This is a genomic window from Undibacterium sp. YM2, assembly GCF_009937975.1.
GTDB lineage: Bacteria > Pseudomonadota > Gammaproteobacteria > Burkholderiales > Burkholderiaceae_D > Undibacterium.
Genome location: NZ_AP018441.1, coordinates 2,467,396 through 2,484,396, shown reverse-complemented (window position 1 = coordinate 2,484,396; position 17,001 = coordinate 2,467,396). Strand labels below are relative to the sequence as shown.

Sequence of the window (17,001 nt, the reverse complement as noted above, 5' to 3'; positions counted from 1 at the left end):
TACTGTCAGTGTATGGTCTTGTGCATCTTGCGCAAACCCCACCAGACCACGCCAGCAATCACAGGTAAAGACAAGCCAGCCAGCATATCTGGATTAATAGGTAAACCCATCGCCTTCAGACCCTTGCCCGCATAATAGACCAGGCCTGTCATGTAATAGCTGATTGCCACGACTGACAAACCCTCGACCGCTTGCTGCAAGCGTAATTGCTGGCCCGCCCTGGCATTCATGCTTTGCAGTATCTTGCGGTTTTGCTGCTCCTGTACGATGCCTACCCTGGTGCGCAACAGATCATTGGTATTGGCGATACGTTCTGCCAATGTTTCCTGCCGTCTTACGATAGCTTCACAGGTGTTCATGGCTGGTGCCAGACGTCTGTCCATGAATTCACCTATGGTTGGCACGCCTTCTATCCTGAATTCACGCAACTCGGCAATACGCGACTGCACCAGCTTGAAATAAGCCTTGGATGCCGCGAAGCGATAACTGTTTTCCAGCGCCAGTTTTTCAGTGCGGGCAGCCAGGTCGATAATTTGCCGCAGCAAGCTTTGCTCGGCATCAGTCGAACTTGCCTCGCCTTGTCCATTGCCTGCCATCGTCATTGCAGCAGTCAGGGCGACCAAGTCCCTCTCTATGTCATTCAATACAAAAGAAGCATTTTGCGCATGCGGCAAACCCAGCAATGCCATCATTCTGTAGGTCTCGATCTCCAGCAGCCGCTGCACCGTCCGCCCCGCCTGCTGATCCAGAAAACCATTGTCCTTGACGACGAAGCGGCTGAAGCCATCTGCCTGTATCAGAAAATCTGTCCATACTTCACCACGGCTCAAAACCTCACTACCCACCACCACCCCACCCTCAAATATCTGTTTTACGGGTGACGGTGGATGAAATTCCTGTGCAGCCGGGATAAGAGCCACATGGGTGGCGACCATGACCTTCTCTTGCAACTCGAATAACCACTGTTGAGGCAAATGACGTATGGGGGCGTTGGCAAATACCTGGGCCAACTCCGTCTCATGCTGAACGCTATCCTGCGGCTCTGTCTGGTTTTCGACAAAGGTATAGGTGGCAAACTCTGTATGGCATTCCCATTTAAGGCGGAAACGACCAAAATCATGGAAGAAATACTTGGCATCACCCGAGGGACTCGCCACAGCAAAATGACGGCAAAAATCACCCAGTATGACTTGTTGGGTCAGCAGGTTATCACCACCCAGATGGGCATCATTCCTGGCAAAAATCGCCAGATGGGTCAGCGTCTCTGGGGCATGCAAGCGCAACGAAGGCCTGGAATGAACTTCTGCTGCCAGAGGTACACGTAAGGGATGATTGAGTTTGGAATAAGCAAGGGACATGTGGATTCATAGGGAAATTAAAAATCTTATGCCGGGTAATTGACCTCAAGTATGGTCAACTCCTCTACCCCTCCTGGCGTACGCAAGGTCACCGTATCATCTACCCTTGCCTTGATGAGTGCTCTGGCAACAGGGGAAATCCAGCTGATCTTGCCTTGCAGGGGGTCAAATTCATCAACACCGACAATTGTCACAGTATGCGCTTCACCATGCTGGTTTTCATAGGTGACAGTGGCGCCAAAATAGATTTGATCAGAACCATGATGAATACGCGGGTCGAAGACTTCTGCAATATCGAGGCGCTTGGTTAAAAACCGTATACGCCTGTCGATTTCACGCAAGCGTTTTTTGCCATAGATATAGTCGCCGTTCTCCGAGCGGTCACCATTGGAGGCAGCCCAGTGCACAATATTGACGATCTCGGGCCGCTCCACGTCCATGAGTTGCAAGAACTCATCCTTCATGCGCTGATGACCTTCCGGCGTCATATAGTTTTTTACACCCGCAGGAATGGCTGGCGCGCCGAACTCCTCTTCGTCGTCGGAATCTGATTCTTTGATAAATGCTTTGCTCATTACTACATTGTAGCGGAGTTGATCAAAATAATTTCTTTTGTGCCACCGAAAGCCCACACTTAGCTTATAAAATGGAAGAATAGTTTGCTTGCCGTTACCATTCAATATCACTCCTGATAGGATGCTGGGTAATGTCAGGTTGCCTGATTAAGAAAATGGATTTTGCATGACAGAAAAAGCAGCAATCAATGTACTCGTCGTCGATGATCATGCCGTTGTGAGAGAGGGAATAAAAAGCATTATCTCAACCACAACAGATATGGCCATCATCGCAGAGGCAGAAACCGGCCTGGAGGCGATACGCCTGAGCCGCCAGCTCGATTTTGAGGTCTTGTTGCTAGACATTGCCCTGCCAGACAGGAATGGCATAGAAGTTTTAAAGCAAATCAAGTCCGAAAAACCACATATCGCAGTTCTCATGTTCTCCATCCACAGAGAAGACCAGTATGCAGTCAGGGCATTGAAAGCCGGCGCCTCTGGTTTTCTGAACAAGCAATGCAGCAGCGTGCAAATCCTGGAAGCCATACGACAAGTCGCCCGTGGCTTGAAATACATCAGCACGCAACTTGCCCAGGAACTGGCAAACAACCTGAACCAGGAACATGAAGATGCACTGCACAAAACCCTGTCTGACCGTGAGTTCCAAACCATGACCCTGATCGCCTCAGGCAAGTCAGTTAGCGACATCGCAAAAGAATTGTCACTTTCTGTAAAAACCATTAGCGAATACAGGTCGAGAATTCTATTGAAGATGAAATTGCGGCACAATGCTGAATTAACGCACTATGCAATAAAAAATCAGCTTGTAGATTAAACGGCAATATTAATGTCGTGGGCAATACTCTTGTTAGCAAGGTCATTGGCAAAGCAAAATGTCGAAAACTCCAAATAATTCGCAGTTTAAAAGTCCTACAGATATTGCGCGCGAGACATTCAGACAATTGGCAATACAGCGCATTGCGCCAACACCAGAGGCCTACCGCAAACTCTATAATGATATAGCAGGTGTTCCGGATACTCCGGTAGAAGCCCCGCCTGAAATGGAGGCAACTCCAGTCATTCCGCAAGCCGAGATTTTACTTGCCAATTTTGCCAACAGCCTGCAGATTTCGACAGGTGAGATGTCCACTTTTGGGCAACGCTTCAGCCGTGCGATCAAAACTGGCAACTGGCAAGATTATGGCCGTGGCCTGACACAACTGGCTGAACGTATTACGGCTCCGCCGCCAACTGCCTCCAATAACATCAGTCTCGTCGATCCGCTGCCAACGCCTGTTGCCAGCAAGAGCATCTCACTGGTTGATGATGGCCCGGTTGAGGATGGCAGGTTGCGCATCCTCAAGGACTTACTGTACCGCACCCTGACCCTTGCCCTCACCTCGCTACTGAAACCTAGCCCGCAACTTGCCGAAGAGTCGGAAAGCCTGGGCACAGCGGTCAAGGTTGCGGTCAATGAAGGTGAGCTGAACATGATTGCTGGCAGACTCAAGCAATTGTGCTTTCAGATTGAACTGCAAAGCGGTGACAGCGCTGAACAACAGGAATTGCTGCTGCGCCTGTTCGACCTGCTGCTGACCAATATCCACGATCTGCTTGATAACGATAACTGGTTACGCGGCCAGATCGAGGTGGTACAAAATCTCATCGCGGGCCCGATTGATCACCGTGCCCTGCAAGAAGCCACGCGCAGCCTGAAAGATGTCATCTACAAGCAAGGCGTATTGAAAACCAGTATTGACGAGTCAAAAACCTCAGTCAAGAACATGATGACGGCATTTATCGACAGATTGAATGCCATGGCAGACAGCACCGGCGCTTATCAGCACAAAATGGGCACCTACTCACAACAACTGAGTTCAGCCAAGAATGTTGCCGAGGTCAGCGACCTGATCAGGAATATCCTCAACGAAACCAGGGAAGTCCAGTCTGAAACCCTGCGTTCGCGTGACATGATAGTCGCTGCTCAAAAAGAGGTCAGCGAAGCAGAGGCACGCATCAAGGAACTGGAAAACAAACTTGCCCACATGAGTGAACTGGTCAGGGAAGACCAACTGACAGGCAGCCTGAACCGCAGGGGTATGGACGATGTATTTGAACGCGAAGCCGACAGGTCTGACCGACGTAACACGCCACTTTGCGTAGCCCTGCTGGATCTTGATAACTTCAAGAAGCTCAACGACACCCACGGCCACGCCGCCGGTGATGAGGCGCTGGTTCACCTGGTACGCATTGTCAAGCAAACCCTGAGATCCATAGACATGGTAGCACGCTACGGCGGTGAGGAATTTGTCATCATCATGCCAGAAACGCAGCTGGAAGAAGCTGCCCAGGCCATGATGCGCGTGCAAAGAGAACTGACCAAGCACTTCTTCACGGCCAATGATCAACGCTTGTTCATCACTTTCAGTGCGGGCGTTGCCTTGCGCAATCCACGCGAGCCACAAGAAGAAACCATCAAGCGTGCCGATAAGGCTATGTACGAGGCAAAACAGTCTGGCAAAAACCGCGTCATCAAGGCTGGCTGATATTAAGGGATCAGCAGATCAGGGGAAATATGTCGCTGATCAGTATCAGTAAAAAAGTAAAAAGCGAATACAAAAAAACACGAAAGACAAAATGATGTCCTCCGTGTTTTTTTGAACTTTTTTTCTAGCTGACCCGCTTCAGGAAGCCGTCAGGTGCCACGGTAATCTGCAATTTATAGTCCATGGCCTTGTCTATCACGAATTCTGGATGAGTTTTCAGATATTCATGCACTGCTGTCTTCGGGCTATTTCCCGGCTGCCATGGACGGTTATCAAATACGTCTGCCGGCACATCTTCTACAAAAGTATCAAATACGACGCAATAACTGTCTTTCGTTACCAGTGGTGCGTAAGCCTGCAGCTCAGCCAATACATGTTCGTGGGTATGGTTGGAATCCAGGAAAACCAGGACTTTCTGTTTGCCCTGTGCAATGGCCTTCACCTGGTCCACAATCTCAGTGGCGACGCTTGATCCCTGCAGCATCTGTATACGCCTGGACATAGGGTGCTGCAGAATTGCTTCCTTATTGTGTTCGCGAATATCAATATCGATACCAATAACTTTAGCGTCAGGATTACCGCCGCAAGCAGCGTTTAACTCCAGCAAGGAAGCGGAGTAAATAATCGAACCGCCATGAGCAATACCGGTTTCTATGATGAGATCGGGCTGCACCGTCCAGATCAGTTCTTGCATCGCCATCATGTCTATCGGGTTTTGTATGATGGGGCGCCCCAACCATGAAAAATTATAAACATACTGACGACGCATGCTTTGTTCCAGCCAGTCGCGGGACTGCGCCTGGAACTCAAGGTCTTTGCCCAATTGCTCTATGCGGGCATCGCGTTCTGCTTCAAATTGTTTAATCGGATTCATGGTTTTTTTGTGTAATGATTAAAAAGCGCTGGTAATTCACTTGCTATATCCAATTCCGGCTGCCCGGACAAAGACTCCAGCTTTAATATGGAAATAGGCGGAAAACTGATGCATGGTGCATGATTTTCGAATTCACAACTGACGCCGAACTGTTCCAGCAATGCTGCGATTCTGGCATGCGTAGTATTCCTGCCCCTGGCTAAATTGTATATGCCAATCTCACCTTGTGTGGCAATTATGGGTAAAAAACGCACGACATCTGTGATGGAAATGTAATCTTTTTCCGAATCAGGGCTGCTGCGAAATACCACCCGTTTGGTTTTCGTTGCGGAATTTAAGATATCTGCCAGGAAATTCTGCTCTGGCATCCCTGCTCCATACACATTCGATAAACGAACTACACGCACATTGCGACCACCATGCAGGCACAGGCTTTCACCCATGAGCTTGGAAATATTATATAAATCGCCAGACAAGTGAGCGCTGACGGTCAATGCTGCGTCTTCTTGTGTATTTAGAGCACCAGCGTAAACACGGGTACTCGACAAGTAAGTCAGGCTGGCAAAACGAGTATGTTGCAAAATACTTGATAGCAGATGCACATGGGCATCTACTGTGGCATAGGGACGTTGCCGGAAATCGGCCGTCAGACCAGCGCAATAAAAAACATGACCCAGGTCATCTGTTGTCAGCCGCGGATCATCACGTTCTGCGACATAACTGTCCCATCCCTTTGCTTGCAAAGCCTGGTGCAGATGCCGCCCGACAAAGCCCTTGCCACCTATCAGGGTTGCGCGCAAAGCCTCGCTCATTTGCGCATCCCGATTTGTTGCAAGGGGTTGCCAACATTAATGGAGTACGCAGCAACTTCAGAGCGGACGATAGAACCTGCACCTATGACGCAGCCCTGCCTCAAGATGGCACCATCAAGTATCACGCAATTTGCTCCTATCCAGACATCGTCTTCAATGATGATACCGCCTTTGCCTGGCAAGAAGCCTTGTTGATTGATGCGCCGGCTTTTGTCGTGATAGGCATGATTGACTGGCGCAAAAGTACAATTCGCGGCAATCGCGACGTCATTCCCTATCACGATGCCGTTTCCCGTATACAGGACGCAGCCAGAATTGATGACACTGCGCTCACCAATCACAACATCGGCCACGCCACCGGCAGGCTTGAATTTGACAAAGCTGTCTATGCTGGAAAAAGCACCTATGATAATGCGCGTCCCCCTGACTGAATCTTCAATATCAGCCAATTTAGAAATTCGCGCATCTGGATGTATCTCTATCATGCTGAGCTCTTACAACACCGTTAATTGAGGAATCGCAACGACGAATTGCCCACCCCAGTTTTTTGCCTGGGCGAGGTCTTGCATGATTTCTGCCTGCAAATTCCAGGGCAAAATAAGAATGAAATCCGGCTTATCTGCCAGCAAATGCTGAATATCAACAATAGGTATATGGCTGCCAGGCATGAATTTACCTTGCTTATGGGTGTTGATATCCACGACATACGGCAAGAGATCAGGCCTGACTCCAGAAAAGTTCAGCAAGGTATTGCCCTTGGCGGCAGCGCCGTAGGCGGCTACACGCGTGCCATTGCGTTTTGCATTGAGCAAAAACTCCAGCAATGCGAACTTGGCAGATTCTGCCTTAGCCTGTGCTGCCTCATAAAAGCCGGTATTGAGAATACCCGCTGCCTGCTCTGCTTGCAGTATTTGTGCGACACTGGCTTTTTCTTCGCGGTACCTGATATCCATTCTCTGAGCAAGTACACGCAGGCTGCCGCCATGCGTTGGCCACTCCTGCACATCAAATACATGCAAACCATTTTTTGCAAACACTGTTTTGACCGCATGCAGTGACAGATAAGAATAATGTTCATGGTAAGCAGTATCAAACTGGTTTTGCTCCACCATATTCAACAAATGCGGAAATTCAAAACTGGCGACACCTTGCTCGCTTAAGACCAAGCTAAAACCAGCAACAAAATCATTGATGTCAGGTACATGCGCCAATACATTATTGGCGACCGATAAATCAACGCGCTGACCACGTGCGAGTATCTCCTTTGCCAACTCCACACCAAAGAAGCGTTCTATGACCTTAATGCCTTTTTCCCTTGCTGCCGCAGCGGTGCTAGCAGTTGGTTCCACCCCAAAACACGGGATGCCAGCCTCCTGCACGTACTGCAATAAATACCCGTCATTTGCCGCAACTTCCATCACCAGGCTTTGCGAATTCAAGCTCAAATCCTGACGCATCGTTTCAACAAATTTCTTCGCATGGGCCAGCCAGCTGGAAGAAAATGAACTGAAATAGGCGTAGTCGGCATCGAATAAATTTTCACGCCCGGTAAAATCCAGGGTTTGTGCCAGCCAGCAAGCATCACAAACCATTACTTTCAAAGGCAGCCAGATTTCTGCCTGGCTCAGGGCTTCTGGTTTTAAATAGGCATTCGATGGCGGTGCTGAACCAAGATCGAGAAAGGTTTGCGTCAACTCATGCGCGCAATGCCGGCACTTCATACAATCACTCCTTGAAATTCTTTGCTTAACATGGGCCAGTTGCGGTCTTTATCCGACATCTCGGTTGCCCCCAAAGGCCATTCTATTGCCAACCGGGCATCAAATGGATTTAACCCCATTTCATCTGCCGGTACATAAGGCTTGCTATGACAATATAGCATTTCAACCTCATCCGACAGAGTTTGAAAGCCATGGGCGAAACCGGCAGGTATTAAAAACGAGCGCTGATTCGCTTGTGACAACAACACAGCATGCCATTGCAAGAAAGTGGCAGAATCAGCGCGCAAATCTACGGCCACATCCCAGACCTCGCCTTTCATGCAAGTGATTAATTTCATTTCTGCACTGGGGGGCAATTGCAGGTGCATGCCACGTATAGACCCTTTTACTGAGGTATAGGTATGATTTACCTGCGCTATAGGTTCATGCCAGCCCAATTCAGCCAAATCTGTTGCACAAAACATGCGCTGAAAATAGCCGCGCTGATCACCCAGCACTTTTCTTTGCAGCAGGTACAGACTATCCAGAGGCGTCGATAAAATTTCAAAACGGCCTGAGGCTGAGAGCTTCATCATGCATTACCTGCCATGAAAGCGGCAATGTCACGGTCACACAATTCTGCAGCACACTGAGCTTGCGCAAAATCACGATACCAGTGCATGCTGCGGCTGACCGCCTGCTCAAGATTCCAGCGCGGGGTAATTCCCAGGGTCTGCCTCAATTTGCTGGCATCCAATGCCAATAAACCTGCTTCATGCGGGCCAACGATATCAGTCGCAAATTCAGTCTGTCCACTACCGTAAGCAGCCTGAGCCAGTTCTACCACTGTTCTGACACTTGCAGCATCATCGGGGCCGATGTTCCACGCATGGCTAACGTGTGGATTTGCATGGGCATACTGGGCAAGACACAGATAAGCTGACAGCGGCTCCAGTACATGTTGCCATGGCCGGACAGAGTCGGGACGGCGGATCTGCAAAGTCTGGCCGCTTTGCCAGGCTCTTACGGCATCCGGAAGTAATCTGTCTTCAGACCAGTCGCCACCGCCAATCACATTCCCGGCCCTGGCGGCCAGCACGGCTGTACCCTGCCCGGCCAAGAATGAAGCACGATAACTAGCCAGCACCAGTTCTGCTGCAGCTTTGCTCGCGCTATACGGGTCATGTCCGCCCAATTCAGCGGTTTCCGGATAGGGATGGATCTGCTCAAGATTGCGATAGACTTTATCCGTCGTCACAATCAGCGCAAGCTTTACATCGCTGCGCCCTCTGATAGCCTCCAGCAGATTGGCGGTGCCCATGATATTGCTGGCAAAAGTCACCAGAGGCTCACGATAACTCGCGCGCACCAGGGCTTGCGCCGCCAGATGGAATACAAACTCTGGCTGACATGCCTCCACCGCTGCAGTCACGGCATGGATATCGCGTATGTCGCCAATGTGGCTGCAGACCTTGTCTTCAATATTGAGCAAATCGAACAAATTAGGCTCGGTAACCGGAGCCAGAGCCAGGCCATGCACTACGGCACCCATGCCAGACAGCCAGTGTGCCAGCCAGGCTCCCTTAAAACCAGTGTGCCCGGTCAGCAAGACACGGCGCCCGCGCCAGAAGGCCGGATCAACGATGCTTGTTTGTGTGGGATGATTTACCATACTCGCCAAGGTGCTTTTCCGGATTGCCACAAGTCTTCCAGCAGATTTTTTTCACGCAAGGTATCCATGGGCTGCCAGAATCCACTGTGCTCGAAGGCCATTAATTCCTGGCGCTTTGCCAATTCAGCAAGTGGAGCGGCTTCCCAGCTGATACTGTCATTCTCGATAAAATCCAGTACTTTCGGAGACAGCACGAAATATCCGCCGTTGATCCAGCCGCCGTCACCACGCGGCTTTTCGATAAAACCGGCGACCTGATTGCCGTTGCGCTCCAGTGCGCCATAGCGTCCGGGAGGCAGAACTGCTGTAACGGTAGCCAGTTTGCCGTGTTGCTTATGGAATGCGATGGACGCCGCAATGTCCAGGTCTGCAACGCCATCACCATAGGTAAAGCAAAAAGCTTCCTCGCCCTGCAAATAGCGTGCAACACGCTTGAGACGCCCGCCAGTCATGGTGTCTTCCCCGGTATCGACCAGGGTTACCTTCCAGGGTTCAGCATGGTGCTCATGCACCTCCATACTATTATTCTGCATGTCGAAGGTAACGTCTGACATGTGCAGGAAATAATTAGCAAAATATTCCTTGATCAGATAACCCTTGTAACCACAACAAATCACGAATTCATTCACACCATGCGCCGAGTACGACTTCATGATGTGCCAGAGTATGGGGTGCCCCCTATCTCTATCATGGGTTTGGGCTTGAGGTGGGTCTCTTCAGAAATACGGGTACCCAGACCACCAGCTAAAATAACGGCCTTCACTCTTCCTGTCCTTCACAATAAATTTGCCACATCTGGCGATAAGCTTTTTCGACTGAACGTGCGAATGCCGGTTCGTTCATGAGCAGGGATTGCTCCATTTCCTGGCGCAAACCAGCCCTCAGGCTGCGCAGACCGTCCAGATCATGTGCGAGGATAATCGCTTTTTGCGCATATTCATCTTCTGTATAAGCCTGCCACTCTTCATGCCCGATTGCTGTCAATATGCTGGCGCCGATGCGACCAACTGAAGGCCGGTCTGCCAGAGAGATAAAGGGTATGCCCATATATAACGACTCAAGCAGAGTCGTTCCCGAATTATGGGGAAAACAATCCAGGCTGATATCGATGTGTTTCAACACTTCCCAGGATGGTGTACTGAATCCTATATGTAATCGTGAGCGCTCTATACCATAGCGCATGAAGCGTGATGCCATTTCTTCCTGTACTTGTGGGTCTTTAAAGTCACCACTATTGATTATTAATTGCGAATCTGGCATTGCATCCAGTATCGTTGCCCAGACGCGCACTACACGATGATTTATCCTGGTTGAACGCGATAAACTACCGAAGGTAATCAGACCTGTTTTTTCAAAAGGTGAAGGCGTCAGCTCTGCCCTGCGCGTATCTGGCCTGTAAACATAGGCCGGACCATCCAGGCACCAGACTTTCTCAGAAAATAAATGTGCGCAATTGTCCGTAATTGTGGGCTTGTCAGTCAAGTAATAATCTATGGCACTTAGACCCGTCGTGTAACCATACTCCAGCCAATGCAAGGAAACAGGGGCCGGTTTGCGCGCAAAGACCGGTAAACGATTGCCATTGGTATGGCCTGCCACATCCACCAGGACATCAATCCCGTCGGCGCGAATACGCTCGGCCAGCGCCTCATCCGTCAGATCCCGGGTTGGCACCCAGTGATCTACCTGCTTCTTATAATAGGCAGTCACTTCATCTTCGAAAGGCGGATTTGCGTAGGCATAGACTTCAACCTGATCCTTGTCATGGCCCTCTATCAGCGGCAGCAGGAAATACTTGCAAACATGATTATAAAAAGCTTGCGTCACATAGCCCACTTTGAGACGTCTGCCCGGCACGCGGACATTTTCAAATTTCTTCCATGTTGCCTTGAGCGGCGCAGTAAAACGCAAATCAAATTCATGGTAAGCGTTATAAATCACCTCAGGCGTTAAATCCGGATGGTAATTCAGACAAAATAAGAGGTTAGTGTAAATTTTCCGGTTGAAAGAAGACACGCTATCCTGCTTGAAAGACAGGGCCTTGATATAAGCTTCAATCGCCGCATCGAGATGGTTCGCCTCGCGCAAGGTGTCACCATAAGCCCCCCAGATTTCAGGAATATCGTGGGTCAGCGTCAGCGCATGCTGCCCGCACTCTATGGATTCCTGCACTTGCCCGTTCTGGCGCAGTGCATCAATCAGATTGGGATAAACCTGTACCAGCTCTGGCTGCAGTTGCAAGGCGTGCCGGTATTGTTCGATGGCGACGCTATACATACCGTGCTCACGATAAGCGAGACCAAGATTATTGTACAGATAGGGCAAACCCGGGTCTAATTGAACTGCTTTCGATATACTCGCTATCGCCTCCTCTGTCTTGCCTATGAAACGCAATGCATTTCCCAGATTATTGAGGCCAACAACCATCTCTGGCTGAATAGCCAGTGCTTTTTCCAGATACACGATGGCATCGGAACAACGCTCCAGAGAAATCAGCACATTGCCCATATTGGCAAGTATGTGGGGGTTATTTGGCAACAAGGCAACAGCCTTGCTCAACACTTCAAGTGCTTGCGGAAACTTGGCCTGCTCTATCCTGGCTACACCTATATAGTCCCAAACGATGCCGTCCCGTGGCAAATAAGCTGATAGCCACAGGCCAGCCTCTTCCAATTGGGGGTACTGTTTCGCCAGCAAATATTTATTGAATATGCCGAAAGCAATCTTCCTGTTGTCAGGAAAGTGAGGCATGACGTCAAAAGCCAGTTTCAGATATCCCATGGCTTCATCACTCTCACCCGCATCCCCAGCCATCCTGGCCAGGGCATATAAAGCTTCTGCGTGACGCGGAAAATGCCTGATGATGGTCAGGCAGCCTTGCCTGGCCTCGGAAACAGAACCAGCATCGAAAAGTCGATGAACATCGCGCATTGCTTTTCGCGCATCAAAACTCGTTTTTGCCATGTCCGGTCCCCAGGTCAGCTTTTTATCATTAATCTTTTTTACAATTACCTCATCTGACTTACAAATTAAGTAAGCAAAATGAATAAAACTGCATGTCCACACTGGAAAATACCAGAAACCACCATGCTCAGGCTTATTTTATAGCTAATGATTTTGTTTCCATGTGTTAAATAAAGGCCGAAAACTAAATCAAATTTACCCCTAAAGTATTTAAAAAAAGCGCCGACAAGCGGAAAGAGAAAAAAAACTTGAGCAGAAAAAATAAGATTTATTTTCAGAAACACGCTAAAACTTTTTTAGTCTCTACCGATACCCTTTACAACGGCGGTCCAATAGTCAGCACGAAAGACCAAAGTTTCAGGCTACTACGCCAAAATTGTATAACTTAGGTAAGGAGAATCACCATGGCTGTTATTAATACCAATATTGCTTCGCTGAATGCGCAACGCAATTTGAGCACATCTCAATCCGCTCTGAATACGTCCCTCCAACGTTTGTCTTCTGGCTTGCGTATCAATAGCGCAAAAGACGATGCTGCTGGCCTGGCGATTTCCGAACGTCTTTCTTCACAAATCGGTGGCTTGAATCAAGCTGCACGTAATGCAAACGACGGTATCTCCCTGGCGCAAACCGCTGAGGGCGCGCTGCAACAAATCGGTTCCAACTTGCAACGTATCCGTGATCTGGCCGTACAATCCGCCAACGGCTCCAACAGCGTTTCTGATCGCGCCGCTCTGAACAACGAAGCAAGTCAGCTGATTTCTGAAATTAACCGCGTTGCCAGCAGCACTAACTTCAACGGCGTGAACCTGCTTGACGGTAGCTTCTCTGCACAAACTTTCCAAGTCGGTGCCAACGGTACAGCAAACGATCAAATCAGTATCGCTTCTATCTCCAGCGCAAAATCGAGCGCTCTGGGTGTTGGTGCATCTTCCAGCTACGCTACGACAGTAGCCGGTGCCGGTGCAGTTACCACAACAGCTCTGGCTGCCGGTGACTTGTCCATCAACGGCTTCCAGGTTGGTGCGTCCGCTGCTGACGGCGTATCCTTCTCCAATTCTACAGGCAGCGGTATCGCTAAGGCAGCAGCCATCAATGCGATCAGCGGCAGCACAGGCGTAACAGCAACTGTAGGCTCCACTACTATTGCTGGTACTGCAAGCACTTCTGCAACTGCAATTGCTTCTGGCGACATTACAATTAACGGCGTAAATCTGGGCGCCTTGAATGCATCTACTTCTGGCGCACAACGCGGCGCACAAGTTGCTGCAGCCGTTAATGCAATCAGCACACAAACAGGTGTTACGGCTACATTCAACACAACAACTGGTGCAGTCGCACTGGCTGCTGCCGACGGCCGCAACATCACTGTAACAGCCAGCACTAACGCTGCTGCTGCTGCTGCCAACACAGGTATTACTGTATCGGCAACGGGCGCAACTGACGTCAGCACTTCGACACTGTCCCTGACTTCTACCAGCTCTGCAGGTATCACTCTGGCTAACGGTACTGGTACTGGTTTGACAGCTGCCAACCTGACAGGTGGTTTCACTTCTGCCACTGTAACAGTAGGTGCAGGTGTATCTTCACTGAATCTGGGTACCGCTGCCGGGGCCACCGCCGCGTTGACGACCATCGATGCGGCGCTGCAATCGATCAATAGTTCCCGCGCTTCTCTGGGTGCTTATCAGAACCGTTTCTCTTCTGCGATTGAAAGTTTGCAGACCAACTCTGAAAACTTGACAGCATCCCGCAGCCGTATCCGTGATGCAGATTTCGCTCAAGAAACAGCATCTCTGACACGTGGTCAGGTCTTGCAACAAGCTGGTACAGCGATTTTGGCACAGGCTAACGGCTTGCCAAACGGCGTTCTGGCCCTGTTGCGTGGCTAATAGCAGTAGGCTTATGTAAATTAGGTCTATACTTAAAGCGTAAAGCATGTCCCCCTGGTCATCTTTTTGACCAGGGGTATTTTTCTTGAAGGAAAAGATCATGGACATCCGGTCGATAGGGAGCGCATCTCCATCAGGACAACTGATCACTGACCGTGCAACAGGCCCCGATACCAGCGCCCCTGTTTCAAGGTCTGCAGCAGCATCAACGCAAACCATTGATGCCGTCAAGGCAGTCTCTTCTGCATCCGCACCGCCAGAATTCGATAAAGTGACCAAAGCTGTCGATGATATCAACAAGACAATCCAATCTCTGTCACAATCACTCGAATTCAGTGTGGAAGAACATAGTAATAAAGTAGTCGTTAAGGTGGTTGATTTGCAAACCAAAGAAGTTTTGCGCCAGATCCCGTCCGAGGAAGCCCTTGAAATCTCGCGGTCTCTGGATAAACTACAGGGTTTACTGATCAAACAACAAGCGTAATTAGCTAATCATATAGTCAGTCCTGCATCTAAGTTTTAAATTGGCATGTAAATTCCCCTCTAAAGTCTGGTTTGTCTTTGCCGATAATTTAGTACAGTACGGTCTGACAAGGGGAACAATGTGAGCATACAATCGACAGGCTTAGGCGCCAATCTGGACGTCAACGGTCTCATTACCAAATTAATGCAGGTGGAGAGTCAGCCTCTGACTACACTGGCGAAGAAAGAAGCCAGTTTTCAGGCAAAGCTGTCTGCTTATGGCACGCTTAACAGCGCGCTCAGCGTTTTTCAGTCCAATGTTACCGGCCTCAGTAATCTGGGCACTTTTCAGTCGTTAACTGCTACGGCAGGCGACAGCTCTATCCTGTCTGCCACTACCACCAGCGTTTCTACCCAGGGCAACTATAATGTCAATGTCACCAAACTGGCACAGGCACAAACGATTTCCAGCGCTGGTCAAGTCAGTTCTACAGCCAGTATCGGCAGTGGCACCAGCACGACGATCACCTTTGAGTTTGGCACTATTACTGGTGGCACTTCTGCAAATGGCGTTTATACGGGCTCTACCTTTACTCAGGATGCCACGCAATCGATAGGCACAGTCACTATTGATGGCGCTAACAATTCACTGCAAGGCATCCGTGACGCAATTAATGCCGCAAAGGTAGGCGCAACTGCCGCCATTGTTGGTGACGGTAGCGCCACACCTTACCATCTGGTGCTCACTTCTGCCAAAACTGGTGCCACCTCCAGTCTTAAAATTTCTGCCACGGGCGATGCTGCCATCCAAAGCCTGGTGAATTACGATCCTGCCGGAACACAAAACTTTACCGAAACCACCACTGCCCAGAATGCAGCACTGACGGTCAATGGCATTGCGATTTCCAGCACGTCCAACGCAGTAACGGGTGCCATACAGGGTACCACCCTGAACCTCAGTAAAGTAGGCACGACCAGCCTTGCCCTGAGTGCCAATACCAGCGGCATACAGTCTGCCATTAATGGTTTTGTCAAAGGTTACAATGACTTTCAGGCAACCTTAAAAACCTTGACCGGTTACGATGCCAGCACAAAAAAAGGTGGCATTCTGATTGGCGACTCTACAGCCAGAAATGTGCAAAGCCAGATCAGATCGACACTCAGTACTGCTGTCAACGGCCTGGGTGGAAACATCACCAGCCTTGCCAGCATAGGCATCAATTTTCAAAAAGATGGCACACTCTCCGTCGATTCGACGAAACTCAGTGCTGCCTTGTCGACGAATTACAATGAGATCAGCGGTTTGTTTGCCTCCGTTGGTAAAGCGACGGACAGTCTGGTCAGTTACAGCAGCTCTACCAGTGCAACCAAGCAAGGCGCTTATGGCCTGGAAATCACTGCCATTGCTACGCAAGGTGGCTTGCAAGGCGATCTGGACCTGAGCACCGGCAACACCACCATTGCAGCCAACACTGCCATCAATGTCACCCTGGATGGGAAAACATCCCTAGTATCACTGGCCGCAGGCACTTACACAGCGTCTTCGCTGGCAACCTTGCTGCAAACTTCAATCAACGGGAATTCCACTTTCAAAGACAATGGTTCAACCGTCACTGCCACCATTAACAGCGGCGGCAAGTTGCAATTGCAATCAACCAAGTATGGTAGTGCTTCGAATGTGAACCTGGCAAATGGCACCGGCACTGGTGCTGCCAGTTTTACCGGCACCGTCCTCAACGGCACGGCCGGCGTGGACGTGGCAGGCAAACTGAATGGCATTACAGCGGCTGGCAGTGGACAGTTCCTGACAGGTGCTACTGGCTCTGATACCGAGGGCTTGAAAATATTGGTCAGTGGTGGCTCACTGGGAGCCCGCGGAACAGTGAATTTTTCCAGGGGTTATGCGTCACAGGTATCGTCTTTGCTATCTACTGTGGTTGGCACTTCCGGCTCAATATCCAGTGCTACAGATGGTATCAACCGCAGTATCAAGGACATAGGCAAACAAAGGGATATTTTGAATAGCCGCCTGTTCGATACAGAAGCACGCTACCGGGCGCAATTTACAGCCCTGGACTCGATTGTAAGCAGTTTGAATAATACAAGTTCATTTCTTTCACAACAACTGGCAGCACTGACGTCAAGCACGAAGTGAACGAAGTTAGCA

Annotated in this window: 14 protein-coding genes and 1 pseudogene; 5 read left to right on the top strand and 10 right to left on the bottom strand. The window is 49.8% G+C overall.

Translation table 11 applies throughout. The features are described from left to right. Nucleotides 1–5: 5 nt before the first annotated feature. Both UNDYM_RS11280 and greB read right to left on the bottom strand, forming a co-directional pair. On the bottom strand, nt 6–1,358 hold the full coding sequence (locus UNDYM_RS11280) for a DUF3422 family protein (protein WP_162041113.1): 1,353 nt from the start codon (nt 1,356–1,358) through the stop codon (nt 6–8). 26 nt (nt 1,359–1,384) lie between these two features. Continuing rightward, nucleotides 1,385–1,933, bottom strand: coding sequence for a transcription elongation factor GreB (greB, locus tag UNDYM_RS11275; RefSeq protein WP_162041112.1), 549 nt, complete (start codon nt 1,931–1,933; stop codon nt 1,385–1,387). A 166-nt stretch (nt 1,934–2,099) separates the two neighbouring features. Here greB and UNDYM_RS11270 point away from each other — a divergent pair, with 166 nt between their 5' ends. Further along, nucleotides 2,100–2,747, top strand: a complete 648-nt coding sequence (locus UNDYM_RS11270) for a response regulator transcription factor (RefSeq protein ID WP_162041111.1) — start codon at nt 2,100–2,102, stop codon at nt 2,745–2,747. A 58-nt stretch (nt 2,748–2,805) separates the two neighbouring features. After that, the gene (locus UNDYM_RS11265; protein WP_162041110.1) at nt 2,806–4,458 is read left to right on the top strand and encodes a GGDEF domain-containing protein; all 1,653 of its coding nucleotides are present in this window, start codon (nt 2,806–2,808) and stop codon (nt 4,456–4,458) included. Between the two features lie 124 nt (nt 4,459–4,582). Here UNDYM_RS11265 and UNDYM_RS11260 read toward each other — a convergent pair whose 3' ends face one another. The 8 genes and pseudogenes from UNDYM_RS11260 to UNDYM_RS11225 form a co-directional block, all read right to left on the bottom strand. Continuing rightward, the gene (locus tag UNDYM_RS11260; RefSeq protein ID WP_162041109.1) at nt 4,583–5,332 is read right to left on the bottom strand and encodes a cephalosporin hydroxylase family protein; all 750 of its coding nucleotides are present in this window, start codon (nt 5,330–5,332) and stop codon (nt 4,583–4,585) included. Beyond that, the gene (locus tag UNDYM_RS11255; RefSeq protein WP_162041108.1) at nt 5,329–6,144 is read right to left on the bottom strand and encodes an NAD(P)-dependent oxidoreductase; all 816 of its coding nucleotides are present in this window, start codon (nt 6,142–6,144) and stop codon (nt 5,329–5,331) included. The genes UNDYM_RS11260 and UNDYM_RS11255 overlap by 4 nt, the downstream gene beginning before the upstream one ends. Then, nucleotides 6,141–6,629: a DapH/DapD/GlmU-related protein gene (locus UNDYM_RS11250; RefSeq protein ID WP_162041107.1), complete on the bottom strand. Its 489-nt coding sequence runs from the start codon at nt 6,627–6,629 to the stop codon at nt 6,141–6,143. Before UNDYM_RS11250 ends, UNDYM_RS11255 begins: the two co-directional genes overlap by 4 nt. A gap of 9 nt (nt 6,630–6,638) precedes the next feature. After that, nucleotides 6,639–7,865, bottom strand: a complete 1,227-nt coding sequence (locus tag UNDYM_RS11245) for a class I SAM-dependent methyltransferase (RefSeq protein ID WP_162041106.1) — start codon at nt 7,863–7,865, stop codon at nt 6,639–6,641. Then, nucleotides 7,862–8,440 (bottom strand): dTDP-4-dehydrorhamnose 3,5-epimerase family protein, encoded by a 579-nt coding sequence (locus tag UNDYM_RS11240; RefSeq protein WP_232063972.1) that lies wholly within the window; start codon nt 8,438–8,440, stop codon nt 7,862–7,864. Before UNDYM_RS11240 ends, UNDYM_RS11245 begins: the two co-directional genes overlap by 4 nt. Beyond that, nucleotides 8,437–9,516, bottom strand: coding sequence for a CDP-glucose 4,6-dehydratase (gene rfbG, locus UNDYM_RS11235; protein WP_162041105.1), 1,080 nt, complete (start codon nt 9,514–9,516; stop codon nt 8,437–8,439). Before rfbG ends, UNDYM_RS11240 begins: the two co-directional genes overlap by 4 nt. Next, a pseudogene (gene rfbF / locus UNDYM_RS11230) lies at nt 9,510–10,279 on the bottom strand (glucose-1-phosphate cytidylyltransferase). Before rfbF ends, rfbG begins: the two are co-directional and overlap by 7 nt. After that, nucleotides 10,276–12,480 (bottom strand): tetratricopeptide repeat protein, encoded by a 2,205-nt coding sequence (locus UNDYM_RS11225; protein WP_162041104.1) that lies wholly within the window; start codon nt 12,478–12,480, stop codon nt 10,276–10,278. Before UNDYM_RS11225 ends, rfbF begins: the two are co-directional and overlap by 4 nt. Nucleotides 12,481–12,884: 404 nt before the next feature. Between UNDYM_RS11225 and UNDYM_RS11220 the strand changes: the two genes are divergently transcribed. The 3 genes from UNDYM_RS11220 (at nt 12,885) to fliD (ending at nt 16,989) form a co-directional block, all read left to right on the top strand. After that, nucleotides 12,885–14,372, top strand: coding sequence for a flagellin (locus UNDYM_RS11220; RefSeq protein WP_162041103.1), 1,488 nt, complete (start codon nt 12,885–12,887; stop codon nt 14,370–14,372). Nucleotides 14,373–14,472: 100 nt separating this feature from the next. Beyond that, nucleotides 14,473–14,856: a flagellar protein FlaG gene (locus tag UNDYM_RS11215; protein WP_162041102.1), complete on the top strand. Its 384-nt coding sequence runs from the start codon at nt 14,473–14,475 to the stop codon at nt 14,854–14,856. A gap of 120 nt (nt 14,857–14,976) precedes the next feature. Next, nucleotides 14,977–16,989: a flagellar filament capping protein FliD gene (fliD, locus tag UNDYM_RS11210; RefSeq protein ID WP_162041101.1), complete on the top strand. Its 2,013-nt coding sequence runs from the start codon at nt 14,977–14,979 to the stop codon at nt 16,987–16,989. Nucleotides 16,990–17,001 lie beyond the last annotated feature (12 nt).